The sequence below is a fragment of the Herpetosiphon giganteus genome (assembly GCF_016907925.1).
Classification (GTDB): Bacteria; Chloroflexota; Chloroflexia; order Chloroflexales; family Herpetosiphonaceae; genus Herpetosiphon; species Herpetosiphon giganteus.
The window spans coordinates 68,018-94,424 of sequence record NZ_JAFBCZ010000017.1; the positions used below are offsets into that span (position 1 = coordinate 68,018).

The 26,407-nt window shown below is 50.3% G+C and carries 30 protein-coding genes; 18 read left to right on the top strand and 12 right to left on the bottom strand.

Annotated elements, in window-relative coordinates:
- Nucleotides 1-56: 56 nt before the first annotated feature.
- Nucleotides 57-242, bottom strand: a complete 186-nt coding sequence (locus JOD20_RS15855; protein ID WP_204756203.1) for a hypothetical protein — start codon at nucleotides 240-242, stop codon at nucleotides 57-59.
- 247 nt (nucleotides 243-489) lie between these two features.
- On the opposite strand from JOD20_RS15855, the gene JOD20_RS15860 reads away from it, so the two are divergent.
- Nucleotides 490-1,056, top strand: coding sequence for a hypothetical protein (locus JOD20_RS15860; protein WP_204756204.1), 567 nt, complete (start codon nucleotides 490-492; stop codon nucleotides 1,054-1,056).
- Nucleotides 1,057-1,111: 55 nt separating this feature from the next.
- Here the strand turns inward: JOD20_RS15860 and JOD20_RS15865 are convergent, their stop codons facing one another.
- Nucleotides 1,112-2,200: a pyridoxamine 5'-phosphate oxidase family protein gene (locus tag JOD20_RS15865; RefSeq protein WP_204756205.1), complete on the bottom strand. Its 1,089-nt coding sequence runs from the start codon at nucleotides 2,198-2,200 to the stop codon at nucleotides 1,112-1,114.
- 207 nt (nucleotides 2,201-2,407) lie between these two features.
- On the opposite strand from JOD20_RS15865, the gene JOD20_RS15870 reads away from it, so the two are divergent.
- A complete protein-coding gene (locus JOD20_RS15870) occupies nucleotides 2,408-2,905 on the top strand; it encodes an SRPBCC family protein (protein ID WP_204756206.1) in 498 nt (165 codons plus the stop codon).
- 63 nt (nucleotides 2,906-2,968) lie between these two features.
- Here the strand turns inward: JOD20_RS15870 and JOD20_RS15875 are convergent, their stop codons facing one another.
- Entirely contained in the window at nucleotides 2,969-3,850 is an 882-nt protein-coding gene (locus JOD20_RS15875; RefSeq protein ID WP_204756207.1) for a GNAT family N-acetyltransferase, read from the bottom strand.
- Nucleotides 3,851-4,113: 263 nt separating this feature from the next.
- Between JOD20_RS15875 and JOD20_RS15880 the strand changes: the two genes are divergently transcribed.
- Nucleotides 4,114-4,773, top strand: coding sequence for a lamin tail domain-containing protein (locus JOD20_RS15880; protein WP_204756208.1), 660 nt, complete (start codon nucleotides 4,114-4,116; stop codon nucleotides 4,771-4,773).
- Between the two features lie 91 nt (nucleotides 4,774-4,864).
- Nucleotides 4,865-5,353 (top strand): VOC family protein, encoded by a 489-nt coding sequence (locus tag JOD20_RS15885; protein WP_204756209.1) that lies wholly within the window; start codon nucleotides 4,865-4,867, stop codon nucleotides 5,351-5,353.
- Here JOD20_RS15885 and JOD20_RS15890 read toward each other — a convergent pair.
- A complete protein-coding gene (locus JOD20_RS15890; RefSeq protein WP_204756210.1) occupies nucleotides 5,350-6,249 on the bottom strand; it encodes a LysR substrate-binding domain-containing protein in 900 nt (299 codons plus the stop codon). The genes JOD20_RS15885 and JOD20_RS15890 overlap by 4 nt on opposite strands.
- A gap of 115 nt (nucleotides 6,250-6,364) precedes the next feature.
- On the opposite strand from JOD20_RS15890, the gene JOD20_RS15895 reads away from it, so the two are divergent.
- A complete protein-coding gene (locus JOD20_RS15895) occupies nucleotides 6,365-6,961 on the top strand; it encodes a protoglobin domain-containing protein (protein WP_204756211.1) in 597 nt (198 codons plus the stop codon).
- 259 nt (nucleotides 6,962-7,220) lie between these two features.
- On the opposite strand, the gene JOD20_RS15900 is transcribed toward JOD20_RS15895, so the two are convergent.
- Both JOD20_RS15900 and JOD20_RS15905 read right to left on the bottom strand, forming a co-directional pair.
- Nucleotides 7,221-7,667, bottom strand: a complete 447-nt coding sequence (locus JOD20_RS15900) for a DUF4345 domain-containing protein (protein WP_204756212.1) — start codon at nucleotides 7,665-7,667, stop codon at nucleotides 7,221-7,223.
- Between the two features lie 109 nt (nucleotides 7,668-7,776).
- The gene (locus tag JOD20_RS15905) at nucleotides 7,777-8,529 is read right to left on the bottom strand and encodes a hypothetical protein (RefSeq protein ID WP_204756213.1); all 753 of its coding nucleotides are present in this window, start codon (nucleotides 8,527-8,529) and stop codon (nucleotides 7,777-7,779) included.
- Between the two features lie 132 nt (nucleotides 8,530-8,661).
- On the opposite strand from JOD20_RS15905, the gene JOD20_RS15910 reads away from it, so the two are divergent.
- Nucleotides 8,662-9,141 (top strand): hypothetical protein, encoded by a 480-nt coding sequence (locus JOD20_RS15910; protein WP_204756214.1) that lies wholly within the window; start codon nucleotides 8,662-8,664, stop codon nucleotides 9,139-9,141.
- Between the two features lie 9 nt (nucleotides 9,142-9,150).
- On the opposite strand, the gene JOD20_RS15915 is transcribed toward JOD20_RS15910, so the two are convergent.
- Nucleotides 9,151-9,624, bottom strand: coding sequence for a hypothetical protein (locus tag JOD20_RS15915; RefSeq protein WP_204756215.1), 474 nt, complete (start codon nucleotides 9,622-9,624; stop codon nucleotides 9,151-9,153).
- A 147-nt stretch (nucleotides 9,625-9,771) separates the two neighbouring features.
- On the opposite strand from JOD20_RS15915, the gene JOD20_RS15920 reads away from it, so the two are divergent.
- Nucleotides 9,772-10,254 (top strand): hypothetical protein, encoded by a 483-nt coding sequence (locus JOD20_RS15920; RefSeq protein WP_204756216.1) that lies wholly within the window; start codon nucleotides 9,772-9,774, stop codon nucleotides 10,252-10,254.
- Nucleotides 10,247-10,459 carry a helix-turn-helix transcriptional regulator gene (locus JOD20_RS15925; protein WP_239583890.1) on the top strand — a complete coding sequence of 71 codons (213 nt, stop codon included), beginning with the start codon at nucleotides 10,247-10,249 and terminating at the stop codon, nucleotides 10,457-10,459. The genes JOD20_RS15920 and JOD20_RS15925 overlap by 8 nt, the downstream gene beginning before the upstream one ends.
- A 92-nt stretch (nucleotides 10,460-10,551) precedes the next feature.
- Here JOD20_RS15925 and JOD20_RS15930 read toward each other — a convergent pair whose 3' ends face one another.
- Nucleotides 10,552-11,436, bottom strand: coding sequence for an SDR family oxidoreductase (locus JOD20_RS15930; RefSeq protein WP_204756217.1), 885 nt, complete (start codon nucleotides 11,434-11,436; stop codon nucleotides 10,552-10,554).
- A 97-nt stretch (nucleotides 11,437-11,533) separates the two neighbouring features.
- Here JOD20_RS15930 and JOD20_RS15935 point away from each other — a divergent pair, with 97 nt between their 5' ends.
- A complete protein-coding gene (locus JOD20_RS15935; RefSeq protein ID WP_204756218.1) occupies nucleotides 11,534-12,259 on the top strand; it encodes a TetR/AcrR family transcriptional regulator in 726 nt (241 codons plus the stop codon).
- Between the two features lie 116 nt (nucleotides 12,260-12,375).
- Here the strand turns inward: JOD20_RS15935 and JOD20_RS15940 are convergent, their stop codons facing one another.
- Nucleotides 12,376-14,031 carry an FAD-binding dehydrogenase gene (locus tag JOD20_RS15940; RefSeq protein WP_204756219.1) on the bottom strand — a complete coding sequence of 552 codons (1,656 nt, stop codon included), beginning with the start codon at nucleotides 14,029-14,031 and terminating at the stop codon, nucleotides 12,376-12,378.
- A 346-nt stretch (nucleotides 14,032-14,377) separates the two neighbouring features.
- On the opposite strand from JOD20_RS15940, the gene JOD20_RS15945 reads away from it, so the two are divergent.
- The 3 genes from JOD20_RS15945 to JOD20_RS15955 are packed head-to-tail and all read left to right on the top strand — an operon-like array spanning nucleotide 14,378 to nucleotide 18,197.
- A complete protein-coding gene (locus JOD20_RS15945) occupies nucleotides 14,378-15,520 on the top strand; it encodes an extracellular solute-binding protein (RefSeq protein ID WP_204756220.1) in 1,143 nt (380 codons plus the stop codon).
- Nucleotides 15,521-15,562: 42 nt separating this feature from the next.
- On the top strand, nucleotides 15,563-17,158 hold the full coding sequence (locus JOD20_RS15950; RefSeq protein ID WP_204756221.1) for an ABC transporter permease: 1,596 nt from the start codon (nucleotides 15,563-15,565) through the stop codon (nucleotides 17,156-17,158).
- Nucleotides 17,159-17,168: 10 nt separating this feature from the next.
- Nucleotides 17,169-18,197 carry an ABC transporter ATP-binding protein gene (locus JOD20_RS15955; protein WP_204756222.1) on the top strand — a complete coding sequence of 343 codons (1,029 nt, stop codon included), beginning with the start codon at nucleotides 17,169-17,171 and terminating at the stop codon, nucleotides 18,195-18,197.
- 7 nt (nucleotides 18,198-18,204) lie between these two features.
- On the opposite strand, the gene JOD20_RS15960 is transcribed toward JOD20_RS15955, so the two are convergent.
- Complete coding sequence (locus JOD20_RS15960) at nucleotides 18,205-18,696, bottom strand: tetratricopeptide repeat protein (protein ID WP_204756223.1); 492 nt, start codon at nucleotides 18,694-18,696, stop codon at nucleotides 18,205-18,207.
- Between the two features lie 132 nt (nucleotides 18,697-18,828).
- Nucleotides 18,829-19,890 (bottom strand): HAF repeat-containing protein, encoded by a 1,062-nt coding sequence (locus JOD20_RS15965; RefSeq protein ID WP_204756224.1) that lies wholly within the window; start codon nucleotides 19,888-19,890, stop codon nucleotides 18,829-18,831.
- A gap of 250 nt (nucleotides 19,891-20,140) precedes the next feature.
- Here JOD20_RS15965 and galE point away from each other — a divergent pair, with 250 nt between their 5' ends.
- The 6 genes from galE to JOD20_RS15995 all read left to right on the top strand — a co-directional run bounded on the left by galE (nucleotide 20,141) and on the right by JOD20_RS15995 (nucleotide 26,168).
- On the top strand, nucleotides 20,141-21,127 hold the full coding sequence (gene galE, locus JOD20_RS15970; protein ID WP_204756225.1) for a UDP-glucose 4-epimerase GalE: 987 nt from the start codon (nucleotides 20,141-20,143) through the stop codon (nucleotides 21,125-21,127).
- 23 nt (nucleotides 21,128-21,150) lie between these two features.
- Nucleotides 21,151-21,627 carry a PaaI family thioesterase gene (locus tag JOD20_RS15975; RefSeq protein ID WP_204756226.1) on the top strand — a complete coding sequence of 159 codons (477 nt, stop codon included), beginning with the start codon at nucleotides 21,151-21,153 and terminating at the stop codon, nucleotides 21,625-21,627.
- 168 nt (nucleotides 21,628-21,795) lie between these two features.
- Entirely contained in the window at nucleotides 21,796-22,752 is a 957-nt protein-coding gene (locus JOD20_RS15980) for a hypothetical protein (RefSeq protein WP_204756227.1), read from the top strand.
- Between the two features lie 229 nt (nucleotides 22,753-22,981).
- Nucleotides 22,982-23,908: a hypothetical protein gene (locus JOD20_RS15985; RefSeq protein ID WP_204756228.1), complete on the top strand. Its 927-nt coding sequence runs from the start codon at nucleotides 22,982-22,984 to the stop codon at nucleotides 23,906-23,908.
- 42 nt (nucleotides 23,909-23,950) lie between these two features.
- Nucleotides 23,951-24,895: a hypothetical protein gene (locus tag JOD20_RS15990; protein WP_204756229.1), complete on the top strand. Its 945-nt coding sequence runs from the start codon at nucleotides 23,951-23,953 to the stop codon at nucleotides 24,893-24,895.
- A 91-nt stretch (nucleotides 24,896-24,986) separates the two neighbouring features.
- Complete coding sequence (locus JOD20_RS15995) at nucleotides 24,987-26,168, top strand: formylglycine-generating enzyme family protein (RefSeq protein WP_204756230.1); 1,182 nt, start codon at nucleotides 24,987-24,989, stop codon at nucleotides 26,166-26,168.
- Nucleotides 26,169-26,227: 59 nt separating this feature from the next.
- Here JOD20_RS15995 and JOD20_RS16000 read toward each other — a convergent pair whose 3' ends face one another.
- The gene (locus JOD20_RS16000) at nucleotides 26,228-26,395 is read right to left on the bottom strand and encodes a hypothetical protein (RefSeq protein WP_164689274.1); all 168 of its coding nucleotides are present in this window, start codon (nucleotides 26,393-26,395) and stop codon (nucleotides 26,228-26,230) included.
- Between the last annotated feature and the right edge of the window lie 12 nt (nucleotides 26,396-26,407).

Sequence of the window (26,407 nt, forward strand, 5' to 3'; positions counted from 1 at the left end):
AAGTCTGCTGAACAAACAAATTAATCAACAATTTGGTTATTCATGTGAGCCAAAAGCTAAGCGTGGATCGACTCGGCGAGGGCTACATTTTGTTCCAAATAGCGGTGCAGTAAATCATAGGTTGCTTGTTGAGCTGGCTCGTCATGCGGTCTAATGTTCTGCAAGAGTAGCAACGCCGCATGCGAACGATGGCGTAATTCATGGTCAATCTCAGCGATCAAGGCAATTGGATTCGATTCCATTGAAGCTCCTTCTTCAGCGAGAAACCAGCGGTTTTGGGCTACACGGTTGTGAAAATGAACGATTAAACAGCGCTTGATTATAGGTAAGTGACGCGTTCTCCTGTGGTTGTCGACTCTTAACGTAGCAATGCTACTTTCAACTATATACTGCATACATCGATAACAAACAACGTTCGAACAGCGAAATCGATAACACAATTCAAACAGCGGCTCGATACACAACAACATTCAAATATAGGGGGATGTTATGAAAGCCTTACGTGTATTTCCTAAACTGGTCATTGTCGTCGGGATCATCTTTGCCTTAGGTGGCGCAGTGACGATGGGGGCCGGCATCTATATCAATAATTTTGTTGGCGATAAACTTGAAGCGCAACAAATCACGACACCTGAAGATGCATCGATTCCAAATGCACCAGTCAACGATATTGCAACCGCCTTGAGCATGGCCGACATCATTCAACACCACGCTGCTGATAGCTCACAAGGTCTATCGTACGCACAAATGGGTCGTTTCTCGACTCCCGATGGCGCACCAGCTGGTACCAACAATGCTGAAGAAGCGTTGAAAGACGCGAATGGCAAACCAGTTGCCAACCAAGCTCGCAACACTCAATTGACGGCTGCTGGGCTTGTGACTTCACTGAGCCTTTCAGCAATGGCGCTTGGCGCTTCGTATGGCGCAATCGCTCTTGGCCTTGGCTTCTTGGTTCTCGGCATCATTATTACTGGCCTTGGTTATGCCTTACTAGGCTTGATTACGCCAGAAGTTGCCAAACGCTTCGGCCTGCAACCAGTCGCAGCAACCAAATAACCTTTCATGTTGCAAGCGCAAGCCCGCCAGTCACAACGACTGGCGGGCTTTTTGTCTAATAGCCTTCGTTCGTAAGCGATTGTTGGTAGGCTTGGCGCACGCTTGGGCTGATGCTGGTTTCACTGGCTGCAAAGGTTAATTCTTGATCAACCTCCTGATTAAGCGCCGCTTGAGCCGCATATTGTTTGTTTTTGGTGATGTGGCGGGCGACAATTGCCAACAAATTGGGGGTTGGTAATTCAGCTTGGGCCGCTTGGCTGGCTGCGTCCCAAAGCTTGGCTTGTTGCAAGGCTGGGTTTGCTTGGAGGCTGATGTGTTGCACTTCAATCACAAAGGCTGCATGCGGTGGCTTTTCGCCCAAGGCCATGCTTGCACATAGCGCCAGATCATCAGTCAGATAGCCAGTCCCATTGATGTGCAATACTTCCTCACGGCCTGGAACCAAAAATGCTAGCCCAATCTGGGCCGATTGCAACAGATTGCGCACGGTGTCTGCCCGCTGGTTGCCTTTGCGATCAGCAATCGCCAGCGTTTGGTCATCAAGCACCCGCACAAATCCTATTCGATCGCCTTTGGGGCTGGTATCGCTGCCGCTGTTGGCATCCCACGATGAAAGCAGCACAAACGGCGATTGCGCCAAAAATTGGCTAATCAGCGGATCGTTGAGGCTGGTTGCGCTGGGCTGCGTGCTGAAATTACTTGACGTAATCGTTGTGCTTGCATCAAAAAGTTTTGAGCGCAAAATACACTTGGCACAATGCACAAACGCCTCTTCTACCGCAATTGTTACTTGGCTTGGCGTAATTTCAGCTAGCTGGCCATTGACCCGCAGCGTTTCGCCGTGGGTTCCGGGCAAAAAGAAGAGCAACGAAACACTGGGATACTGCTCGGAGAGCGCGAGCGTGCTTGGGCGATCAAAGGTTATTTGGGTTGCTGATTCGGCCCGCACAAAGCCAGCAGTTCCGCCAATAATTGTTGTTTGCGGCTGGCCTGCTGGATCGCGAAAGCCCAAGCCAGCGATGGGCGCAATCGCCAGAATCGCTTGACAATCATCGTCGAGGCTCGTAACCGTTTTCATCAAAACCAATTCGTTGGGTGAACCAATCAGCGCTTCAACCTCGCTGACAGTCGTTATCCGGCGCATATGTATTCCTTTATTGATGCAGGTATGGAGGGCAATAGTACACATCATAATCATCGATACTGAGTACGATAAGCGATGTGCAGCGATTTGGCGAGGACAATAGTCGCCAAATCTAGCGCTCAACACTTGTATTTTACGAACATATGATCTCATAATGAACCATCGCGGCATAGAAGTATCGATTGGATCATTATGAAGGAGCAACCCATGGGTGAGCTACAGATCAGCCAAAACCCAGATTCAAAAACTGGCATGGTGATTCGTAAACCGATTGAAGTGGTTTTTGAGGCGCTCATCAACCCTGCAATAACTACTCAATTTTGGTTTACTGCCAGCAGTGGTTGGCTTGAGCAGGGCAAAACGGTTACATGGGAATGGGCTATGTATGCGGTTGTGGTTGAAGTAACGCCGCTTGTCGTTGAGCCACCAACCAAACTTGTAATTGAATGGCCCGGCTATGCTGGCTTAACTCAGGTTACTTGGTCATTGCAACCGCAGGCCAACCAAACAACCTATGTTGAGGTTGCTGAAACCGGCTTTAGCGGAACAGCTGAATCTATTCAGCAACAAGTGGTTGATTCCACTGAAGGCTTTTGTTTGGTTCTGGCAGGGCTTAAGGCATGGCTTGAACATGGCATTGCCCTCAACTTGGTTGTTGATCGCTTTCCTGCTGGCTACCATAATGCCCATGAGCACAGCAATTAATCGTCACCTTGCAAAAATTTGCCCCTTGCTTGGAGCGAAAAAGCAAGGGGCAAAGCTGCTGTTTTATTGATTGAGCTGCAAAATGGCAAATGGCTCGCCAAACGGCTGCTCGTCGGTTTCGACAAAGCCTAGTGATTGATACAAGCGGCGGGCGACATCGTTCGCATCTTCATAACTAACCGCAACCGAGCTGCCACCTGCGGCGCGAATTGTGGCCAGCATGTGTTGAACTGCCGTGCGTCCGTAGCCCCGACCCTGAAATTTTGCATCAACTAAGAGCCGCAGCAACCCCCAACCATAGTCTGGATCATTGCCATACATCATGAAGCCAACCAGCGTTTCATCGGCGTAAATGCCATGGGTTTCCCAATGTGGCTCGAAGCGCGATTGGACCAACGAGGCTGCGGTGCTGGCGACAAACTGCTGCTGATGCGGCGCAACGCTTAATGCCAAACAAGCCCGTGCATTGGCGAGGGTAATTGATTGTAACGTAATTGTTGCGCTCGGCATGGGCCGTGGTGGTAGTGCCAACGCCACAGTTACTACTCCCGTTGCATCGCTTTGGGCAATCTGTGCTCCAAGCGCCGCCCAAAATTGTTGAGCCAGCTGATTGCTGTTTGGATAGGCTGCATGCAACTGCTGAATGCTATAGTTAGCAGCGCGCTCTGCAAGCAAGGCGGCGATTGTCGCGCGGCCATAGCCCTGTCGTCTCAAACGCGGATCGATGATGAGATCGTATAGCCACCAGCGGCCATCAGCGATCGCTGTGCCTTCGACTACCACTCCAACCAGCTGCTGCGTTTCCTGCTCGACGATCGCGCGAATTTGGGCATTTGGAATGATAGCGGCGTTTGCATAGGCTCGGGTGATGGCTGACTGTTCAGCATCAACGGTAGCTAGCGTATCAACCATGGCTTGGGTGAGTGCTTGGAACTGAATCTGCATTGCAACTACTCCTTTGCCCGATCCAACAAAAAGGGGACGGCATCAACAGACCTGTCGGTCTATGTGATGGCCGTCCCCAAAATTTGGTGGTCGGAATTCAATTAGTGAGCACATGTTACACCGAGCAAAACTTTTGTGTCAAGCACAGTAAGATGCGTTAGAATGCAGACGCTTACAGTTAGCACTCCACGCAGCATAGGCAAATTGTGCAGCGTGGGCTTTAGATTGTATCCCGTAATGGTATGCGATACAGGAAGGCTTTTATGCTTCGTCGTTTTGTTGTCGTCGGCTTGAGTTTGCTTGCTGGATTATTGCTGATTCAGCAGGTGCTTGCTGATCAATCCAGTCCAAATCTAGCCCCAGCAATGGTTAGCCTTGCTGGTGGAAGCCTAACACCTACGCTTGCACTGACTCCCACTGCAACGCTCACGCCCACCACAATTCCAACTGCCGCGCCGATCAGCCTTGATAACTATCTGCCAATCGTGGTCAAAGCGCCGCCAACGCCAACCGCTACGCCAACGCCCATCCCAACCGCTACACGAATTCCAACTGCAACGCCGATTCCCCCAACCGCAATTCCGCCAACGCCGACGTTGGGCACGGTCAACCCAAGTTGTGATGGCGCGGCCAGTTCTTCCCCTCCGAACTATCCCGTTGCGATTACGAATGTTAATAAGGCTGGCAATCCAGAAACCGTGACGATTCGCAATATCTCGAACCAACCTGTCGACATAAACAACTGGTGGATTTGTTCAATGACTGGCAATCAGCGTCATGCAATTCTGAGTGGCACGTTGGCTCCAGGCCAAACTTTGGTCGTTGTTTCGCAGGCCAACGGGCCGATTTGGAATAACACTGCGACCGATCCAGCGGCTCTTTATCGCCGCGATGGCTTTCAAGTGGGCTATCGTAGCCAATAGCCATATACAAACCTGTGGTTGGTATGCTTTATGCTGGAAAATGTGAAACGTTGATTGTGCTCGTTGTTGATTCAACGAAAGGAGTAACCTGATGGCAACTATTGCCCACAAAATCGTTCCGCATCTTTGGTTTGATACCCAAGCGGTCGAGGCAGCAAACTTCTATTGTTCAATCTTCCCCGATTCGCAGATTACCAGCAATACCACTTTGCCCGATGCGCCATCAGGTGATGCAACCACGGTTGCGTTTACCCTTATGGGCCAGCCGTTTATGGCAATTAGCGCTGGCCCGTTATTCAAATTCAACGAGTCGATCTCATTCATGGTGTATTGCGATGACCAAGCTGAAGTCGATTATTACTGGGAGAAACTTTCAGCAGTGCCCGAAGCTGAGCAATGTGGCTGGCTGAAAGATCGCTATGGGCTTTCATGGCAAATTGTTCCCAAAGCGATGAATACGATGCTCGAAACTGCTGATCCAGCTCAAATTGCGCGGGTTACTCAAGCCATGCTCGCCATGAAGAAATTGGATCTGGCGGCACTGCAACAGGCTTATGCTGGCGAACAAGGCCACGCTTAAGCCTCACGCAGGTGCGCAGTCGCAGTTTGCACAAGCTCGCTAAAGGCTTGGGTTGCATGACAGCGGTAGACATCGCGCTGCCAGAGTAAGCCAACTTTGCGGGCTGGGATTGGGTTGATTAAGCGAATGCGCGCTAAATTCGCTGTTGGCCGATCATTCAAGCTCAAGGCTGGCAAAACGGTTGGCAATCCTGTGCGTTCAACCACCGCCAAAATACTGCTCACCGTGTTGAGTTCCATCACGATCTGGGGCTGGGCTGGAGCCAAGCGCGCGCTTTCTTCCCACAGGCGGCGGGTACAAAAGCTCTTGGCTAGCAGCACCAATTCCATCGCATCAAGTGTGCTAACTGTCACTTCCTGCTGGCTGGCAAGCGGATGATCGTTGCGCACAATCAGCGCTAAGCGTTCCTCGAATAACGCTTGGCTGGCCAAAAGTTCGTGCGAACTTGGCACAAAACTTAAACCAAGCTGCAACTCACCTGCGACCAAACGTTGTTCAATTGTGTCTGCTGGTGCTTCCTCGATCAACAATTTAATTCGAGGGTGGCGGTTTGCAAAGCTAGCGGCAAGCGCTGGAATCAAATAATCGTTGACTGTTTGCACAACGCCAATCGTTAATTCGCCCCGTTGCAAGCCTGCCAGCTCGCGAATTGCCGTTTCTGCTTGCTGCAACTCGCCAAAAATTCGCTCTGCATGCTGATATAAAATGCTGCCTGCTGCGGTCAGGCTCACGCCACGTTTCGAGCGATTGATCAGCACAGTGCCAACAGTTTGCTCTAAAACCTGAATTTGCTGCGATAACGCTGATTGCGAAATGAACAGCGTTTCGGCGGCCCGCGTAAAGTTGGCAGCCTGCACAACCGCTACCAAATAGCGCAGTTGACGTAATTCCATCATCACCTCAGCTTATCAAAAAGATAAGATCTATCTGTTAGACTAATTATAGCAGGCGGGCTAGAATCGTGGTGTTGAATGTTCGCGCCATTGAATGGCGTTGTTTCTGGAGAACCATATGTCTTCGACAGCATCGATTCCTGGCTATACTTATGGCAGTGCAGAGGTGGCCGAATCGCCATTTCGCCTAGACGATCTTGCCATCCTCAAACAGACACTGCTTTTTACTGAAGCTGATGTGGCGTATTTGCGCATGGCTGGCACTGTGCTCGAACCGCAAGTTGAGGCGATTTTGGATGTTTGGTATGGGTTTGTGGGCGCGCATCCGCATTTGGTCGCCTATTTTTCAACCACTCAGGGCGCGGTTCTCCCCGATTATTTGGCGCGGGTTCGTGCCCGCTTTGCCCAATGGATTCGCGATACAACCCAGCGCGAGTATGATCAGACCTGGCTTAACTATCAAATGGAAATTGGCTTGCGCCACCATACTGAGAAGAAAAATCATACCGATGCTGCTGCTGGAGCGCCAACGATTATCCCGTTGCGCTATATGGTTGGCTTTATCGTGCCAATTACGATCACGATCAAAGAATTTCTCAAAGCTGGCGGCCATAGCCCAGCAGAAGTTGAACAGATGTATGCTGCTTGGTTTAAGGCGGTAGTTTTGCACGTTACGCTGTGGCTCCAACCCTATGCCCTGCCAGGCGAATTTTAATTCTCTCATGCGCAGATCTCTCGCACTTCAAGGGTAGATTTTAGTATCGTTGTGCGTGCCGAACCAGCAATCTCGTAGTTCAGCAGTGCATGGCTACCACATCCCAATTATCCTTGAGGGGGTGCAGGGGGATTAAAGCCCCCTGCGTCTCCCGCTTGGAGGCGGGACGGAAGGGTGGTGATTACGGATAATGGTTAATAAACTACTCTTGTAAAAGTCCTCTTTCCCACTGAAACGCGGGCGAGGAGGATCGTAAATCCTACCCTTGTGCGCTTTGGGTCAGAGAATCGCCTTTCAAGGCTTGCCGCAACCACCAGTGTAATCCCAGCATCAGCCCAATTTCAGCAATTAATGCCCTTAGCAATTCGCTGCTGAACAATATGGTGAAATTATTGGCGCTGAAGCGCAATAACCCACCGACAATAAAGGCGCTGAATATCGCTTGCAGCAGTAAGCGATATTTGGCTAAATCGCGTACTGCTAGCAGAATGCACACCCCTAAAGTGCCAAAAACCCCAGCCAAAAATCGAAAATGGCTATCTTGCACGCCATAGCGCAGATTATTTGCGTCGGCAACTTGCGGTGGCGCACCCTGCCAACCAAGCGTTTCAAACCCGCCTAGCCCAAAATCGAGGCTGATATACAAACTATACAAACCCACCAAAACCAACACGATCTTGAGGCCCATCAAACTTGCTCGTTGCATACATTTACTCCCATTTCAAGTAATAGATGCATAATACAAGTTGCCGTAGGGTTAACTGCAAGCCTTGGTAACAATTATTCATTTTTGTTCAGGTTTGCGCTATTGAATATTAGTTGCTGAGACTGCTAAGCGACAGGCGTTTTTTGCTCAGTTGATAGCTCTGCTTGCCAACGATCAGCTGTTGATCGCCAAATGTAAAGCGCCAGCGTTGGCTGAATTGGTTTGGTTGGGCAAACCAAACAGTGTGTTGCTGTGGTTCAAAGACTAGGCTCAGTTGGGTTGGAAAATCGCCTGCGGTTTGTTGGGTTGCAGCCAAAATAGCAAAGGCTTGATCAACGTCTGGCTGCTGTTGATTCAATAATTGCTGACAGCTCAAGTAGCGATCGGCGCTTGGTTGTTGGCTCAAGCTGGCTACTGGCGTGCTATGCAACGAAAAATTGGTCTGAATTAGACTCTGCTCGTGTTGAACCAGCCCAATCTGGCCTGGCTCTAAAATGCCAAGCTGGCCATGCTCATCGCGCAGTAAGCTATGCACACTATGATTCGGCACATTGACAATCTGTTGGTTTTGTAGCGCAGCAAAATCAATGGCTCCGGCCAGAAATTGCTTAAAAACCTTCATCATGTGCATGACATTGTTGTTGCGCCGATAGGCTCCGGCAGCTGTGGCAGGCAGCATTTGCAGGTTCATAAAGCGGCCATTGTTGGTGAGGCCAATTGCTGGCAACCATTGGCCCTGCTCCGATTGTAAAATCAATAATTGGGCTGGATTGGGCATACTCAAGGCGATTGGGCGTGGCCCAATATCAAAATTCATCGCCACCAAGTCTTGGGCTTGGTTAATTGCAAAACTGGTACACATACATCCTCTGCGGGTAAATAATTAAGCATGGTATATCCCATAAGAATTGCAATGCCAATCCTGCTTTGGCCCGATCCATAGTCTTGCTACTCCTTCTATAGTCGAATTCTAGTAATTAAGTGAGGTTTTTCCATGGATGGAGAATGGTTCCCACAAGAGTACTATGCAGCACTTGACAGCGATGCTGCGATAATTCAACCGACCCTGCGCGAGCTTTTAGCGCCAGCTACGCCTGCAAGCAAAGGGTTGCACGAGCTGATCGTGGCGCGCGATCTGGCTGCAAGCCTAATTCAAGGCTGTGCTGAATTGGGCATTGCAACCTATGCCCTTTCGTGGTGGTGTCATGTTACGCCAACCAATCGGGCGCTTTATGGCTGCCCTCATGGTTTTGGTGGCCCGCCAACCAATGAGGGCCGCTTCAGCGAATGTGGCCAGTACCCCGATTACGAGATTATTGCGCCACTAGCTGGGTGGCCAGCTTCTCCGCAAGCGATCGCCCAGCTTTGTGCTGCGCAATTGCAACGCTCTCTTACCCAAAAACTGCCACTCGAACCGTTTTTTCGGCCTTGTTTAGCGATTGGGCTATGCTTAGCTATACCAGAAACATGGTAACGATCAAGCTTAATCCCATAAGCCTTTTTGACCAAAATCCACTAAAATTGCTTTAAGTTGAGCATGCTGAAGCTGGAGATAAACCTGTTCAGAGGTCTTGATTGCCTGAGTTTGTGCGCTAACATCAAGGATTGGGCCAAACGTTATGCGAACAATGCGGCGGTTTCGGTTGGTTTCAAATAGAATCGGCGTTGCCACAAAGCGCTCTGCTGCTGGCGGAATCACCCATTGCACTGCTCCAGGCGTAGCTGAATCGGGTATTGTAAGCTGATCGTTTAAGCGCGGCTTGGCTAGCAGATCAATATTGATGATCCAGCCCTGAGCGTCCAAATCGATGATGACATAGTTATCGAAATTGATGCTAGAGGCCCACGCGCGGGCTAGCGGGTTTGAAATTGACATAATTTTTACTGAACGATCATAGCTGGCAAATAGTTCGCCATTGCTGTTTGCTGTGCTGATTTTTGCCACATTAAGCCCCATCGTCGCTGCTCCTTGTGCTCACACCTAATCTTCATTCGCACATTATAGCGCTTGAGAATGTATGCTTGACATTACATTGAGTATGCTATAAATTACATTGTGTAACGTATACATTACAAAACGATTATTTAATTTAAGGATGTAGTGATGAGCTTTCACGAAAAAAGTGCTTGGGCAAGTTTGCTGGCAATTGGCGTGGTTTTTACCCCATACCTGGTGATTGTCTTGCGTCAGCCGTTGGCGTTTGGCATCTTGGTGGTGGCGGTCATCGCCTTAGTGGTGATTTTGACAGCCTTTCACGTGATCAACGCTATCAGCAGCAAATTGATTCGTGAGCGTGGCGTTACGCCACCAATCGATGAACTTGATCGCATGATTGAGTTGCGCGCAGCAAAATATGCAGGCTTTGTGCTGGCATGCGCGGTGCTGACGTGGTGTTTATTCGCGATGGTTTCTATGATGGCGTGGGGTGTGAGCGCTGGTGGCGAGCCAAGCAATTTGGCTGAATTTCGCGTACCTATAACTCAGGCTTTAACCGCTATCCATTGGCTATTTGCTAGTTTTGTGCTGGCCAATTGCGTCTATTATGCCAGCATTGTGGTGGGGTATCGGAAACTCGCTCATGGATAAACTCTTGATTCACAATCGGATTCGCCAACTGCGCTTTGAAGCAGACGAAATGACTCAGCAGGCGCTGGCCGATCATGTTGGCATCACCCGCCAAACCGTGATTGCGCTCGAACAAGGCAAATATTATCCTTCGCTTGAATTGGCTTTTCGGATTGCGCTGCTTTTTGCTAAGCCACTTGAGCAAGTGTTTCAGGTCGACGTTTAATGATTGACGGCGGCAACTCTTGTTGGTTGCCGCCGTCAACTTGCGAAGCCAGCGAAAATCGTTTGATTCAAAACGACTATGAGCAGCAGGTGCTAATGCGCGCTGGCTTGCAATGCTTCTGCGAAGATGCTTGAGAGGCATGCTTTGAGTCCGGTGGGTTTTCGGCCAAGCAGCGTTTCTAAGCTCGCTGAAACTTGATCTTCTTGACCAAACTTAATATCAGTCATAAACCCAATGATCCGTTGAATGACTTGATCATCCAGACCGCGCTGCTTCAAGTTTGCGGCAAATGCCGACCCTTCAATTGGCGTATAGGCAATTGCTTGCCCCATCAGTTCGGAGAGATACTCCGCGACATCAGCAAATGACCACGTTTCGGCTCCAGTAAGTGCATAGATCTGGCTCTCATTACTTATCTGAACCAGTGCATTGGCCATCGCCTCTCCTTGTTCACTGCGCAGCGCAAACGCAACCCTACCAGCGCCCGCAGGGAGCATAATACCGCGCTCAAAGCCGCGTGCTCCGCCAATAAATTGCGGAATTGCATCCATATACAAGCTATTGCGAAAGATCGTATAGCTCAGGCCGCTGGATTTAATCGCTTCTTCGGTCTGAAAATGCTCGTGCATCAGCGTATTGGCGAGGGTCGCAGGATTGCGTAAGTTTCTGCTGGTATAGGCAATTCGTTTGACTCCAGCTTTTTTTGCTGCATCGATGACATTTTGGTGTTGTTGAACCCGTTTGCCTTCTTCCGTTCCCGAAATTAGCAGCACGGTATCAATAGCTTGCATCGCTCGATCAAGCGAATCGCGATCATCATAGCTGCCAATGCGAAGATCGACCCCTTGGGCTTGAAGCTGGCTCGCTTTAGCGGGATTTCGCACCAAAGCGGCTATTTGGCTGCTGGGTAGTTGGCGTAAAAGGGTCGTGATGACTGTTGTCGCGATCTGTCCGCTTGCACCTGTTACCAAAATCATAGCTTCTCCGATTCAAATAATGTTATCGATGATAACTATATCATGGTATCAATGATAATTCAATCGCTGTTATCACTTTTATGCTATCATTGCTATCATGGAAAATGCTGAAATTACCCATAATTTAAATTCACATGATCGCATTGTCCGCGTTACGGCTCATTTGCTGGCCAATGGCGGCCTTGAAAGCGTATCAACCCGGGCTGTCGCCGAAGCCGCCGGAGTTCAAGTGCCAATCATCTATCGGCTTTTTGGTGATATGCGTGGGTTGCTGAACGCCGTTGTCAGTCATGGTTTTGAGGTCTATCTTGAGAGCAAACGCGAACGGCTAGCGCAGCATGATCCGGTTGAGGAAATTCGTCATGGCTGGGATATGCATGTAGAGTTTGGGTTGCTCAACCCTGCCTTGTATCGCCTGATGTATGGCGAGCCACAGCCAAGCAAAGAGGTTCCGGCGGCAATCAAGGCTTTCGCTATCTTGCGCGAACGAGTAACCCAGATTGCTGCCACAGGGCGTTTGCTGGTTGATGTTGAGTCAGCGGCTCAGATGCTGCACGCTGCCTGTCGGGGAGTGACATTTAGTTTGCTTGAAAGCGATTCGGCCAAACGCGACCTCGCGCTTTCGAATCGGGTTCGCGAAGCCATCTTAACCGCGATCACGCGAACTGTGGAACCCACCCTCGCTGAACAGCCGAATCAGCTAAGCCATATGATTAGCATGGCGGTGGCGCTCAAGGCTCTGCTGCCAAATGCCCACATGTTGACTTCAGGCGAGCGTGCGTTACTAACCGAGTGGCTTGATCGGCTTAGCATGAGCCGTTGATGCCTCTAAACTTTGGGTTGCGCATCAGTTAATTAAATGGACATTCCCCGAACAATGTCAATCCAGAGAGCTGGCTTACTAGGTTCGGGGAATGCATCATATTTAACCACAAATTGTTAGGCCAACGCTTCGGCTGCTGCGCGGCCAGCGGTGCGGCCAGAAAAAATACAGCCACCAAGGAAGGTGCCTTCGAGCGAACGATAGCCGTGCATGCCGCCGCCGCCAAAGCCCGCCACCTCGCCAGCAGCATACAAACCGCTGATCGGCTGGCCATCTTGGCCAATCACCCGCGCCGAAAGATCGGTTTGCAGCCCACCCAAGCTTTTGCGGGTGAGAATATTCAAGCGCACTGCAATCAATGGCCCTGCGCTGCGATCGAGAATTTGGTGCGGTTTCGCAACCCGAATCAATTTATCACCAAGATAGTTGCGTGCTCCACGCAAGGCGGTAATTTGCATATCTTTGGTAAATGGATTGCTCATTTCGCGGTCGCGGGCCTGAATTTCGCGCTCAATTGCTGCGGGATCAAGCAAGGGTTCTGGGGTGAGCGCATTCATGCCCTTGATCAAATCGGCCAAATTATCGCGTACAACAAAATCGGCTCCATGACGCTTGAAGGCCTCAACTGGCGGGGTTGCCCCGGGCAGAACCCGCCCTAACACTTGGCGCACGCTTTTGTTGGTCAAATCGGGGTTTTGCTCCGAGCCAGAGAGTGCAAATTCTTTTTCGATAATTTTCTGGGTCAGAATAAACCAACTATAATCGTAGCCGGTATGCATCAGATGTTTGAGCGTGCCAAGGCTATCGAAGCCAGGAAAGAGCGGCACTGGCAATCGCTGGCCAAGCGCATCGAACCACAACGACGATGGCCCAGGCAAAATTCGGATGCCATGGTTGGTCCAAATTGGCTTCCAATTTTGCAAGCCTTCGGTGTAGTGCCACATGCGGTCGGGGTTGATAATTGTGCCGCCAGCAGCCTCAGTAATTGCCAACATCCGACCATCAACATAATCGGGAACCCCTGCAACCATGGTTTTTGGGGCTTGGCCAAGCCGTTCGGGCCAATTTTTGCGCACTAAATCGTGGTTTGCGCCGATGCCGCCAGAGGTCACAATCACCGCTTGCGCCTGCAATGTGAAGCTGCCAACGACCTTGCGCGAGCTTGGCACGCCGCGCGCTAGGCTGCTTGGCTCCAAAATATCGCCATCGATGCCAGCAACAGCCCCGCCATTCAGTAACAATTGATTAACGCGATGGCGAAATTTGAGCGTAATCAGCCCTTTTTGGGCTGCTGCGCGCACACGGCGCTCAAATGGCGCAACTACGCCCGGGCCAGTGCCCCAAGTAATATGAAAGCGCGGCACAGAATTGCCATGGCCAATTGCGCCATAGCCGCCCCGCTCAGCCCAGCCAACCACCGGAAAAAAGCGCATGCCCTGATCATAGAGCCATTGGCGTTTTTCGCCAGCAGCAAAAGCCAAATAGGCTTCGGCCCATTTGCGCGGCCAATAATCCTCAGTCCGATCAAATGCGGCAGTTCCAAGCCAATCTTGCAAGGCTAATTCATAGGAATCTTTGATTTTGAGGCGACGTTGTTCTGGGGAATCGACTAAAAATAAACCACCAAACGACCAAAATGCTTGACCACCAAGATTCTGCTCCGACTCTTGGTCGACCAAGATGACCTTTTTGCCGGCATCGGCCAACTCGGCGGCGGCGACTAGTCCGGCCAAACCTGCTCCAACAATGACCACATCGGCATCATAGTGCATGGGTGCTCCATTCTGCTGCATTAGGTATTTGTTGATTATACGCCATTTTAGCTGCTTGCAACCACTTAAACGCGCTGTTGCTGCTCCAATCTTCGAGGCCGAAATTGGGCTGATTTTTGCTGAAAATAAAATTAGCGAGCAAAAATTGATTGAAATACATCAATTAAATTGTTATAGCGCTAGAATAAAAAATAGATCTAGATTTAATTATTTGACATGGCCGATTGCTCAGGCTATACTTCCGGCTGATAAAAACTGTTTTTTCAGATAAAATAGTTTTTAGCATGTGATTAATACTTGCCAAAACTTGCTCAATTGTCGAGCAAATAGGCTTAAGGAGTAACTCGTGAAACTTGTGCGTTCTTTGATGCTGTTGCTCTGTCTGAGCATGGTTATTGCAGCCTGTGGTGGTGCAGCCACTCCAACCGCTGTACCAGCAGCACCAACAACCGCTGCAGCAACCTCAACCACCGCTAGCGCAGCTGAAGCTACCGCTACCGTCGAAGTAACCGCCGTTGCTGAGGTTTCGCCAACCGTCCCAACCACGACCACGACTGAGCCAGCAGGCGGCAGCTTGGTGGTGTACTCAGGTCGTTCAGAAAGCTTAGTCGCTCCGTTGTTGGAGCTGTTTACGAAAGAAACCGGCATTGCGGTTGAAGTGCGCTACGGCGACACCGCCGAAATGGCCGCCCAAATTCTTGAAGAAGGCGAAAACAGCCCAGCCGATGTGTTCTTTGGCCAAGATGCTGGCGCATTGGGCGCATTGAGCGATCGCTTTGTGCAACTCGATAGCAGCTTGCTGAGCTTGGTTGATCCACGCTTTGCCTCAAGCGAAGGCAAATGGGTTGGCGCTTCGGGTCGCGCTCGGGTTTTGGTCTATAACACCGATGTCTTAACCAGCACCGATTTGCCAGCTTCGATTCTCGATTTGACCAAACCAGAGTGGAAAGGCCGCTTGGCTTGGGCTCCAACCAACGGTTCATTGCAAGCATTCGTCACCGCGTTGCGCGTCAGCCAAGGCGAAGATGTGGCTAAACAATGGCTCGAAGGCTTGATTGCCAACGAAATCAAAGTGTACGAATCAAATTCAGCAATCGTCAAAGCTGTTGCCAATGGCGAAGTTGATGCAGGCTTGGTCAATCACTACTATCTGTTTGCCTTGAAAAAAGACCAACCAGATGCTAAGGCAGCCAACCACTACTTCAGCAACGGCGATATTGGCTCGTTGGTCAATGTTGCTGGCGTGGGCATTTTGCAAACCGCCAAAAACCCAGAAGCAGCTCAAGCCTTTGCTAGCTTCTTGCTGAGCGAAACCGCCCAAAATTATTTCACCGAAAAAACCAATGAATATCCCTTGGTTGCTGGCATCACCACCAACCCAGCGATCAAGCCATTGAGCGAAATCACCACCCCTGAGATCGATCTGAGCAACTTGAAAGATCTCCAAGGCACTTTGGAATTGTTGCAAGATGTTGGCGCAATTCAATAATGCGCTGATGTTCGGTGTGCGCTTGGGAAGATTGTTGGCACTATGCTTTTTAAACGGCTTCAATTAACTCGGCCACGCCGCTGGCCAGCACTGATTTTGACGATCAGTGCTGGCCTAATTGCGTTAATGATGGTGTTGCCGCTTGGCTATTTGCTTTTGCGCACCAGCGAGGCGGGCGATGCTGCATGGGCGCAATTACAACGCCCCACCACCTTGCGCGTTTTCACTGGCTCGGCGTTGCTAGCGATTACGGTGACTGCTGGCTCGTTGCTGATCGGCTTGCCCTTGGCTTGGCTGACCACCCGCACCAATTTACCTGGCGCACGCATTTGGCTCGGCTTAATTATGCTGCCAATGGCGATTCCTTCGTATATTGGAGCTTGGGCGATTATTGCCGTGCTTGGGCCACGCGGCTTGTTGCAGCAATGGCTCGCACCGTTGGGCGTTGAGCGCTTGCCCGAAGTTTATGGATTTTGGGGCGCAGCCGGAGCATTAATTCTGTTTGGCTATCCCTATATTGTGTTGAATGTGCGGGTTGCTTTGCGCAAGCTCGACCCAGCGCTGGAAGAAGCGGCGCGATCGCTTGGTCAACGCTCGGGCCAGATTTTTTGGCGAATTACCCTGCCTCAGTTGCGGCCAGCGCTGGCTGCTGGCAGTTTGTTGGTCGTGCTGTATGCCTTGAGCGATTTTGGCGCGGTTTCGTTGTTGCGCTATAGCTCATTTACCCGCGCAATTTATCTGCAATATCGAGCCTCGTTTGATCGAACTGGCGCGGCGGTGTTGTCGTTGTTGCTGGTTGGCTTAGCCTGTGGCTTATTGGCTGCCGAGGCATTAAGTCGCGGTCGAGCGCGCTACTATCGTTCATCTGCTGGCGTTAGTCGCCAAGCAAAAGTTGTTGCGCTTGGGCGTTGGCGTTGGCCAGCCTTAATTTTTTGCGCGGTTGTGGTGCTGTTTGCGGTAGTTTTGCCAATTGTGGCGATTGTGGCTTGGCTGATTATCGGCATTCGCTCTGGTCAAGCCTGGAATCTGCAATTGGCTGATTTTGGCAATTCGTTGCTAGCCGCAAGTTTGGCAGCCCTCGTAACGATTGTTTTAGCGTTTCCGGTGGTCTTTTTGGCCGTGCGCTATCCGAGCCGCTTAACCAGCCTGATCGAACGCGCAACCTATGTTGGCTATGCGCTGCCTGGGATTGTTGTCGCCTTGGCTTTGGTTTTTTGGGGCGCTAATTATCTGCCATGGGCCTACCAAACCTTGGGCTTGTTAATTTTGGCCTATGCTGTGCGCTTTTTGCCCCAAGCAATTGGCAGTTTGCGTACCAGTTTGTTGCAAATCAACCCGCGTTTGGAGGAGGCTGGCCGTTCGTTGGGCCAACCACCATGGCGGGTAGTGCTCAGCATTACCTTGCCGCTGCTGCGGCCTGGCATTGTTTCGGGAGCCGCCTTGGTGTTTCTTTCGACTTTGAAAGAATTGCCAGCGACTCTGCTTTTGGGGCCGACTGGGTTTCATACCTTGGCAACCGATATTTGGAACAACACCACCGAACTGCGCTTTTCGCAAACCGCGCTGCCTGCTTTATTATTGATGTTGGCCGCCTGTGGCTCCTTGGCCCTGTTGCTGGCGAACGAACGCAAAACCTGAGATACCAACCATGCATGAACCAACCAAATTTGCAATTAATTGCCGTGGCGTGAGCAAAACATTCAATGCAACCAAGGTGCTTGATCAGATTGATTTTCAATTGCCAAGCGGCAGTTTGGGGGCATTGCTTGGCCCTTCTGGCTGTGGCAAAACCACCTTGTTGCGTTTAATTGCTGGCTTCGAAACGCTCGATCAAGGCCAGATTTGGCTTGGCGAGCGCGAAATTGCCAGCGCCAAAACCCATGTGCCAACCGAACAGCGCCAGATTGGCATGGTTTTTCAGGAATATGCCTTGTTTCCACATTTGACGGTTGGCCAAAATGTTGGTTATGGCTTAGGTCGGCAGGCCCGCCAGCAGCGCATCGATGAATTGCTCGAATTGGTTGGCTTGGCAGGCTTGGCCAAACGTATGCCGCATGAGCTTTCTGGTGGCCAGCAACAACGGGTTGCGTTGGCCCGCGCGCTTGCTCCCAATCCGCAACTTTTGCTGCTCGACGAGCCGTTTTCCAATCTTGATGCTGGCTTGCGCGACCAAGTGCGGAGTGCGACCAAGCAGATTTTGCGCCAGGTTGGGGCCACTGCCCTGTTTGTAACCCACGATCAAGAAGAAGCCCTGAGTTTGGCCGATCAAGTGACGGTGATGCTTGGGGGCAAGGTTATGCAAAGCGCCAGCCCGCACGAACTGTATTTGCGGCCAACCAGCCAAGCAGTAGCCCAATTTGTGGGTGAAGCCAACTTTTTGGCTGGCAGTGCTCGTGATAATAGTGTCGAGTGTGGATTGGGCCAATTGCTGCTGACCAAGCCAATGCATGGCCCTGTAACCCTGATGATTCGACCTGAAGCGCTCCAGCTTGTGCCCGATCCAACCGGCAATGGTCAGATTCTTGGCCAACGCTTTTATGGTCATCACCAACTGCTTGATGTGCAAATTGGCGCGTTGCAACTGGCGGCGCGAACTGGGCCACGGCTTGATCTTGCGCCAAATTTACGGGTTGCGGTGAGCGTGCAAGGGCCTGTTGTGGCGTTTGAGGCTGCTTAGCAAAATGTTACAACTGGTTGCGTAAGGCGGCTAATTGTTGTTCAGCTAGGCTAATCCAATTAGCAAAATATTTTGTTCGTAGGATTTTGATATTAGCCTTAGCTTGCTCAAGAACGACTCCAGCTGCGTCAACCTGCTTGTTTACTTGGAAAATATCATACAAATACATTAAATTTAATGTCATTGCGTGTAGATCATTATTGGCTCGTGTATAGGCTAAAGCTTCGTTTATTATCTCGATTGCTTCATCAGTTCGATTAATTGCGCGTAATGAAGCTGCATAATTGCCTAAAGTGATTGATAGTTTTTGATAATCGTTGACTAAACGAAAAGCATTAATTGCCTTTTGATAAATCGGTAACGATTTCGCTGGTCGGTCACCTAGACGGAAAATGTTACCGATAAGCCACCAACGTGTTGAATTACTGTTTGCCACTGGCCATGCTGAAGCAGCCGCTGCGGGTTTTGCAGCAATGTTTGAATGTTGGTTGGTGTCCATTGCAGGCTCAGGTCGATTTTCATCAAGCGCAACCCATGGCTTTGAGGCTCGGATGCTGCATTATACCCCGAAACAACGCTCCTGGGCTGTGAATTGAAGCAGGAGCGTTGTTAGGTAGCCTCAAGCGAAGCGTTATTCAGTCAGTTGCCAGAGCTTCGCATCGGTGCCATAATAGCCCCAAGTACTGGTCTCAAGATAGCCAATAATTTGATTGGCTTCATTGATCGCACCAGCCCCCGTATGATATTCGCCCCATTCGTCGTGACTTGGCCAGATATACATAACTGTTCCACTTCGCCAAACAGTTGCCTTTCTGGCTTCCGAATCATAGGTAGAACCCACGATAATTCCCGCATCGTTAATATCATATGCATAGGTATAGGTATCAGTGCTAGTGCTTAAATCGGTGGTTATGCCATCTTCCCATAGAAAAGCCCGTGGAATTCCATCAGTCAAGACCATGGTGCCAACGATTTGCTCATGGTTATTAATGCCATAGCCATAACTATTGGGTGCTGCCACATTCAGGTCGATAATTTGGCCATTTTTCCAAATCATGGCGCGGCTTTGGCCATTGGCATTGGTGCTCGTGCCGACAATGACTTTATGATCATTAATTTCGTTGGCAGCGCTGCTTGGGCCTCCCAGTGTGCCCAGATCCGTCATGGTGCCGCGATACCACATAAAGGCGTGGCTTTCGCCATTGGCCGTATCGCTCGTGCCAATAATCCGTTCGCCATTGCTTACATCGACGGCCCTACTTTTATTACCGCCTAGGGTACCGAGGTTGATCAAGTTGCCTCCGCCACGCCAATAGAAGGCCCTCGTTTGATTATCTCCAAAGGTGCTTTCGCCCACAACATAGCCAGTATCATTGATGCCATAGGCATAGCTCCGATCACTTTCATCATTACTTAGAGGATTAATCTGGGTCATGGTGCCGCGCCGCCACATAAAACCACGATAATCTGACGATTCGGTCTCGGCGTAGCCACTGACTCGCCCAAAATCGTTAATATCGGAGGCGTAGCCATCGTGGCCACCAAGCGTGCCAATCGTCGTCGTGGTGTAGCCGGGGTCGGTTGGAGTTGGCGTGGGCGTTTGGGCATGAACAGCGGGCGCTTGCAGTTGGCCAAGGCCGACGAGGCTAGCAACGAACAAGCCACCAGCAACGATTTTTCTTCCTACATACATTGATCGCTCCTCCAAAAAACTCTGCAGGAATGGAAGCAATGCTGAAGGCAAGAGTTTATGTGATTCGTATGGTTTGGCTGTTAGGCCTAGTATACCCCATGAACAAGCACTCGGCTAGGCCAAAGCGTATTGTTCATTCTTCATCCTTCATCCTTTATTCAACTTCTCACCCACAATTAAGCTGATTCGGCTACAATAGCCAGCGAATTCGACGCTACACGACGCTCTTGCCGTGTAAAAAGGAGTTTGTATGCGTATTTTGGTCTCCGGTGGCGCTGGCTATATTGGCAGCGTAACCAGTGCCGCATTGCTTGATGCTGGCTACGATGTTGTGATCTTTGATAATTTGCGCCAAGGCCATCGCCAAGCGGTTCCTGCTGCTGCGACCTTTGTCTTAGGCGATCTCAATAATATTGCTGAAATTCGCGCTACCTTTGAAGCCCATGGCCCCTTTGATGGCATTTTAAACTTTGCTTCGCATACCTTGGTCGGCGAGTCGATGCAGCACCCTGAGTATTATCTACGCGATAGCGTTGTAGCTGGGATTAACTTGTTGACCGTTGCCGCAGAGCATGGCGTAAAAGCGTTTATTCTTTCTTCAACTGCCAATTTATTCGACGACCCAGCCAAAATGCCAATCGACGAAAACGAGCGCATCGTGCCTGGCTCGCCGTATGGTGAGATGAAAGCTTGGATGGAACGGGCGCTCTATTGGTATGAACGCGTCCATGGCATTCGTTATGGAGCCTTGCGCTACTTCAACGCCTGTGGCTGCACGCCCACGATTGGCGAGCATCACGATCCAGAAACTCACTTGATTCCTTTGATTTTGCAAGTTGCCTTGGGCCAACGCGAATCAATCGCAATCTTCGGCGACGATTATCCCACGCCTGATGGCTCGTGTGTACGCGACTATGTGCATGTAAGCGATTTGGCTTCGGCGCATATTCTGACCTTGCAAGCGTTGCTCAATGGTGGTGCTAGCCGCCGCTACAATTTGGGTAATGGCGGTGGTTTCAGCGTCAAAGAAGTTATCCAAGCGGTGCGCACCGTCACTGGGCACGAGATTCCGGCCGTTGTTGCGCCGCGCCGCGCTGGCGACCCAGCGACCTTGGTTGCTTCATCAGATACGATTCGCAATGAGTTGGGCTGGGAACCTCGCTATGCCACCATCGAGAGCATTATCGAAAGTGCCTGGGCTTGGCATCAACAACATCCTCACGGCTATAGCGAATAATTGCATTTCAAGGAGCAGCACTGATGGTTTCAACGACGCAACCAGCCTTTCAAGATCAATTGCAGGGCAATCATTGTTGGGGCTGTGGCAAGGATAATCCGCATGGCTTGCAGATCAAAAGCTATTGGGATGGGGCTGAGGCTATTTGTCATTGGCAACCGCAGGCTTGGCATTGTGCCTCGCCAACCCATGTGCTCAATGGCGGAATAATCGGCGCATTGATCGATTGCCATTCAATTATCAGCGCCATGGCCTTGGCTGCTCAACAGGCAGGGGTTGCGCTCAGCAGCCCCACGCCAATTTGGTATGTGACTGGCAAGCTCGAAATTGCTTACCATAAACCAACCCCGCTTGGGCCAAGCGTTGGCTTACGCGCCCGCTTCGATGTGCAAAATGAACGGAAAACTCTAGTAACTTGTACATTGAGCGCAGGCGATCAGTTGTGTGCAACTGGCACGGTGTTGGCTGTGCGCGTGCCCAGCGAATGGATGCAGGCCTAAATTTAAGCTACGCTCACCCCAAACCCTCGTCCGTCCAACGGGCGAGGGTCTTTTCGTTTTAGGCGGAAGCGATGTGATTATGTAACATTCTGGTTTGGTATACCGTACAGCTTGGCAAGCATCGTATTTGATTGCTGATTAAACGATTAACGCATAAAGGGGTTTTGTATGGACGAGGAATGGGATATTCATAGTAGTCGCCGACCAACGATTGGCCAATATATTGGTCTTGCCAAACGCGAGTATGAAGCTGCTATGCAAGCCCTCGAACCTGATCCTAACGCCGATGCCTTGACATACCTCGATCAGCAATGGGCTAAAGAAAGTGTCAAATATACGGGGATGCAAACATCACACACTGGCATGCCAGTGCAGCAAAGTCCAATGGTCTTGATTGTATTGTGTAGCGTGTTTGCAAGTGTTTTGGTCGCGACGATTGTGATTGGCTTTCGATCGCATATGCCACAACTCTATTGTTTTAGCCTGTTTTCGTTGTTGTTTGTGGTAATGTCTGGGTTTGGTATTCGTAACCAATTGCGTTTTGCAACGGCTAAAAAACGCTATTTAGCCCAACGAGCTGCATTAATCGCCCAATTAGGCATCAAACCACAAGATGTTCCGCGCGCGCCAGTGATTGAAAAACCACTGATCCATAAATCAGTAACAACCTCTGCGGCAAATCAAATTCGCCAATTGCAATATCATTATCATAGTATCAATGATCAAGAACAATATCGGCGATCAGTCTTGAGCATTATTGCACAAGCACCCGAACATGAACGCCAGTATCTCAAGGCGCTTGCTGCCATTGAATCGGAATGGGTTCAAGAACGGCTTAAATATGTGAGCTTTAAAAATGGTCGGCGTGAGCAACGAGCTAATCGTCCAACGAATGTATGGTTTGTTGGTGGCATCTGTGTCTTTTTTGCTACTGCTGGGATTATGCAGGGGTTGTCGACGGGCAATTGGGTCAATGTGCTTGGAGCGCTTGTAATTCCGACAATCCTTGCCAGCATAACCGTGTATTCAAATCAACGGGTCAAAGCCTATCGTGCTTTAGAAGAAAAGTATGCTGAACGGCGCAACCAACTCCATGGCCGCTTTCGCGATCAAGCTCCATTTTAAATATTGATAAATTTACATAATTAACATCTAAACCGAAACCTGCCTGTTAGCAATGCGTAGAGCCTAACTGTACTGGTTCATTGGGTTGGCAACCTGCATGCCCTCACCCCCAGCCCCTCTCCTGTCGAAGGGGCGAGGGGGGAAACCGTCGTTTATTACACCTAACAGGAAGGTTTTTCGTGGTTAAATAGCTAAAAATGAAATTTGTTTGAACATTAAGGAAGCTGTAATGGCAACATTAAATGAATTTTCCGCCATGCTTGTCGAAGCTTACAAAGAACAGCTTGCAATTGAAAAATCGCTAGAACCAGATCCCAATGCCGACCCTGTGACTCAGCTTGACCAAGCATGGCGCAAAGAACGCACAAAATATGTTGGCATGATGCAGAGTAATAGTCCAATTTCCGTCGCAGGGTCATTAATTATTATAACCTTCTCCTTATCATTTTTAGGGGTTGGGGTTATGTTGTGGCGCGAAGCCAACGCGCTGCCTGATTGGTTTACCTATTTTCCTGCAATCTTTTGTATTGGCTGTAGCCTCTTGTTTCTTTTGGCGCTGCCAAATGCGATTAAAGCAGTGCTTGGCGAACGCCGCTATCGGCAAAAACGCGCTCTGTTGGTCAAGCACTATGGCGACACCAATCCAGGCGCAGAATTGCTGCTTTCAGGCAAGCGCTTACGCTATACTTGGCCAAAAAAGAGCCGTTCGGAAGCTGAAAGCCGTTTTCACGAGCTGCAAGCAGAATACTACGATTCAGGCCGTCGCGACGAAGCCTATTATGCGACGCTGCAACGCTTTATTGACCATGCTCCAGCAGCCGATCAGCGCTATCTCAGCGAATTAGCTCAATTAGAAGAGCGCTGGCTTAAAGAGCGTTTTGGCTCGTTGCGCTATGTTAATCAGCTGGAAACCCAGCAAGCCCCGAGTGTCTTTGGCGCTTGGTTTATCTTTGGGCTAGGGCTGGGATTGATTGGCTTTGGGGTTATGCTGCTCAATCGCAGTGCTTCATTATTGTATCCGCTGCTCTGCGCTGCTTTTGGGCTGTTTATGCTGCTTGGCTCGTTTTCAATCCGCAAACGGGCAATTGCGCTCATTGCCTCAGAGCAACGCTATTTTGCCCAACGCCAACAGCTGAGCCACGATTATGGCCGCTAAATAATTGGATATTGTGCGATTGCTTGAAATGAGGATTAATCTATGGCGCAATCAACTCCAATAACCGACCATGCTGCTCGTTTCGAGCACAATCTAGGAGCGCTTGATGCCTTAGATGCGCTTGATCAGCAATGGGAGCAAGAACGGGTTACGTATGTTGGCGAATATAATGCTGATCCGCGGATTAAGCTTGCCAGCATTCCAATGATTGGCGCATTACTCTGGATGTTGCTGATGTTTGGGGCAATGGCCTTGCGCGAGGCAATTAACCAAGTTGATCTGCGCTTTTTGGGGGCAACGCTTGTCGCAAGTTGTTTTTGTGTTGTGCTGCTATTCGGATTGCGGGCGGGTATTCGTTTGCGCTTGGCTGAACGCCGCTATCTTAAACAGCGAGCTGCATTAGCCAAAGCACTGAATCGGCCAAGCAAACCGCAGCCATTAACACCCAAACAACGCATCTCTTCGCCAACCAACCAGCAATCCAGCCAATGGACTGCTGCCGAACAACAAATCTATGCGCTGCAAGAACTGCATTATGCTGAGCCAAAACGTGATAAACACTATCACGCACGCATCCAAAGGATTATTGTTGATGCGCCAAAAGCTGAGCAAGCCTACCTGACTGAATTGGTGCAATTAGAGCAGCGTTGGCTCAATGAGCGGTTGCGCTATCAGAATAGCAAACCATATTATAGCGCTCATCCGCAGCATCCCGACGAAGATGGCGTGTATCCAATCCGCTTTGAGCTGAACAATTGGGTTGCTTTATTATCTGGGCTTGGGGTAGTGGGCTTGGGCATTTGGCTTGCTTGGAACGATGCAAACGCGTTGTTAAACGGAATGGCCTTCGTTTCGCTGGGAGTTGTTTTTATGCTGGTAGCATGGGAACTGCAGCGCACAAAGCCAAATCTCTACCAAGCAGAACAGCACTATTTTCAGCAACAAGCTGCCTTGGCCCAAAAATATGGAAAATATCGAGAGCTATAACACTACTAACGCTATTATTCGGTGAGATTAATTTCCTAACGCGCATTGGAATGGTTTATTGGGGGAAGTATTGAATTGGGAGAAGTATTGAATGGATGATAGATTACCTGGCTTAATTGATCAGCATGATTCGATGCATAAGCGTCCCAAGCCGTTGAGCACGTGGTATCGCGATTTGATGTTGGCTGCTCAATTGGGAGCTGAAGAGCATTGGGCTGGGCCTGATGGGCAATCGATCAAGCAAACGATCGTGCAAGGCATAGCCCAGTTGCTTGATGATCGTGATCATGCGCAAACAGCCCTTGCCTATCGCCAAGGCCACACGATCGAACCAACGCCCTTGTTGGTTGAGCAGCGCCAAACTGCTACCGAATTATTGGCTGCTTTGGGTGATGCCCGCTATCCGGTTAGCATTGAGCAATGGCAGCAAGCGACGAGCGACTTAACCAAGCAATTTGGCCGTGAGGGTGGGCATTATTGGCGCTATGTGCCTGCTGCGCGCTATCAGGTTGGGGGCTGGGAGGTTGGCCAAACGCCAACAAGCGTGGAGCTTCAGCCCTATTGGGTCGGGCGCTTGATGATTACGGTTGAGCAATATCGTCGCTTTATGCAGGCTGGTGGCTATGCTAAAGCTGAATGCTGGAGCAGCGCTGGTTGGGCTTGGAAAGAAACATATCAACGAGCTGAGCCAGAATGGTGGGAAAGCCAAACCCACCCAGAAGCGGCGAATCAGCCAGTTTATGGGGTGAGTTGGTACGAGGTGTTGGCCTATTGCAACTGGCTAACTCAGCAACTCGCGCCCGTATTGCCGCAGGGCTATGAGGTTTGTTTAGCGAGTGAGGCCGAATGGGAAGTTGCCGCCGCTTATCCGGCGCAAGGCCAGCGCCAGCGCTCCCCTTGGGGTGATCAACCAGCTACGCCAGAGCACGCAGTCTATGCTTGGAGCGAGGCGCAGCGGCCATTGGCAGTTGGTTTAGGGTTGCTTGGCCAAGCAGGGTGTGGAGCGCTCGATTATGTTGGCAACCTCTGGGAATATACGTCAACAATCTATCAGGCAGCAATTGAGCACGACCAATCAGCTCCTGGGTTTGTGGTGTGTGGTGGTTCGTACTATGGAACCAGCGCCGATATGCTGTGCGCAGCGCGCTACTGGACAACTCCGGTCGTCAGCAGTGATAGTCGGGGATTTCGCTGTACGCTCGCTCGTCGTGGCTCAAACGAAGGACACTCGAGGCGAAACGATAAACGAGCGGGGAATGAATTTCAGAATTGATCCAAGCGATCTGATGTGCTAGGTTTATGGACTTCACATCAGATCGCTTGGTGGTTGGTTTAGCGTTTTTGTTCGCCCTCGGCGGCCTGTCGGCGGAGCAATTCGAGGATTTTGGTTTGCGGTAGGCCAGTTTGGGCTGCCAAGCGAGCTATCTCTAGTGAAAGCTCACGCGGATTTAGGGCCAAGATCCGTTTGGCTTCGGTGGCTTGGGTCTTTTTATCAATCATCGCGGAACTCCT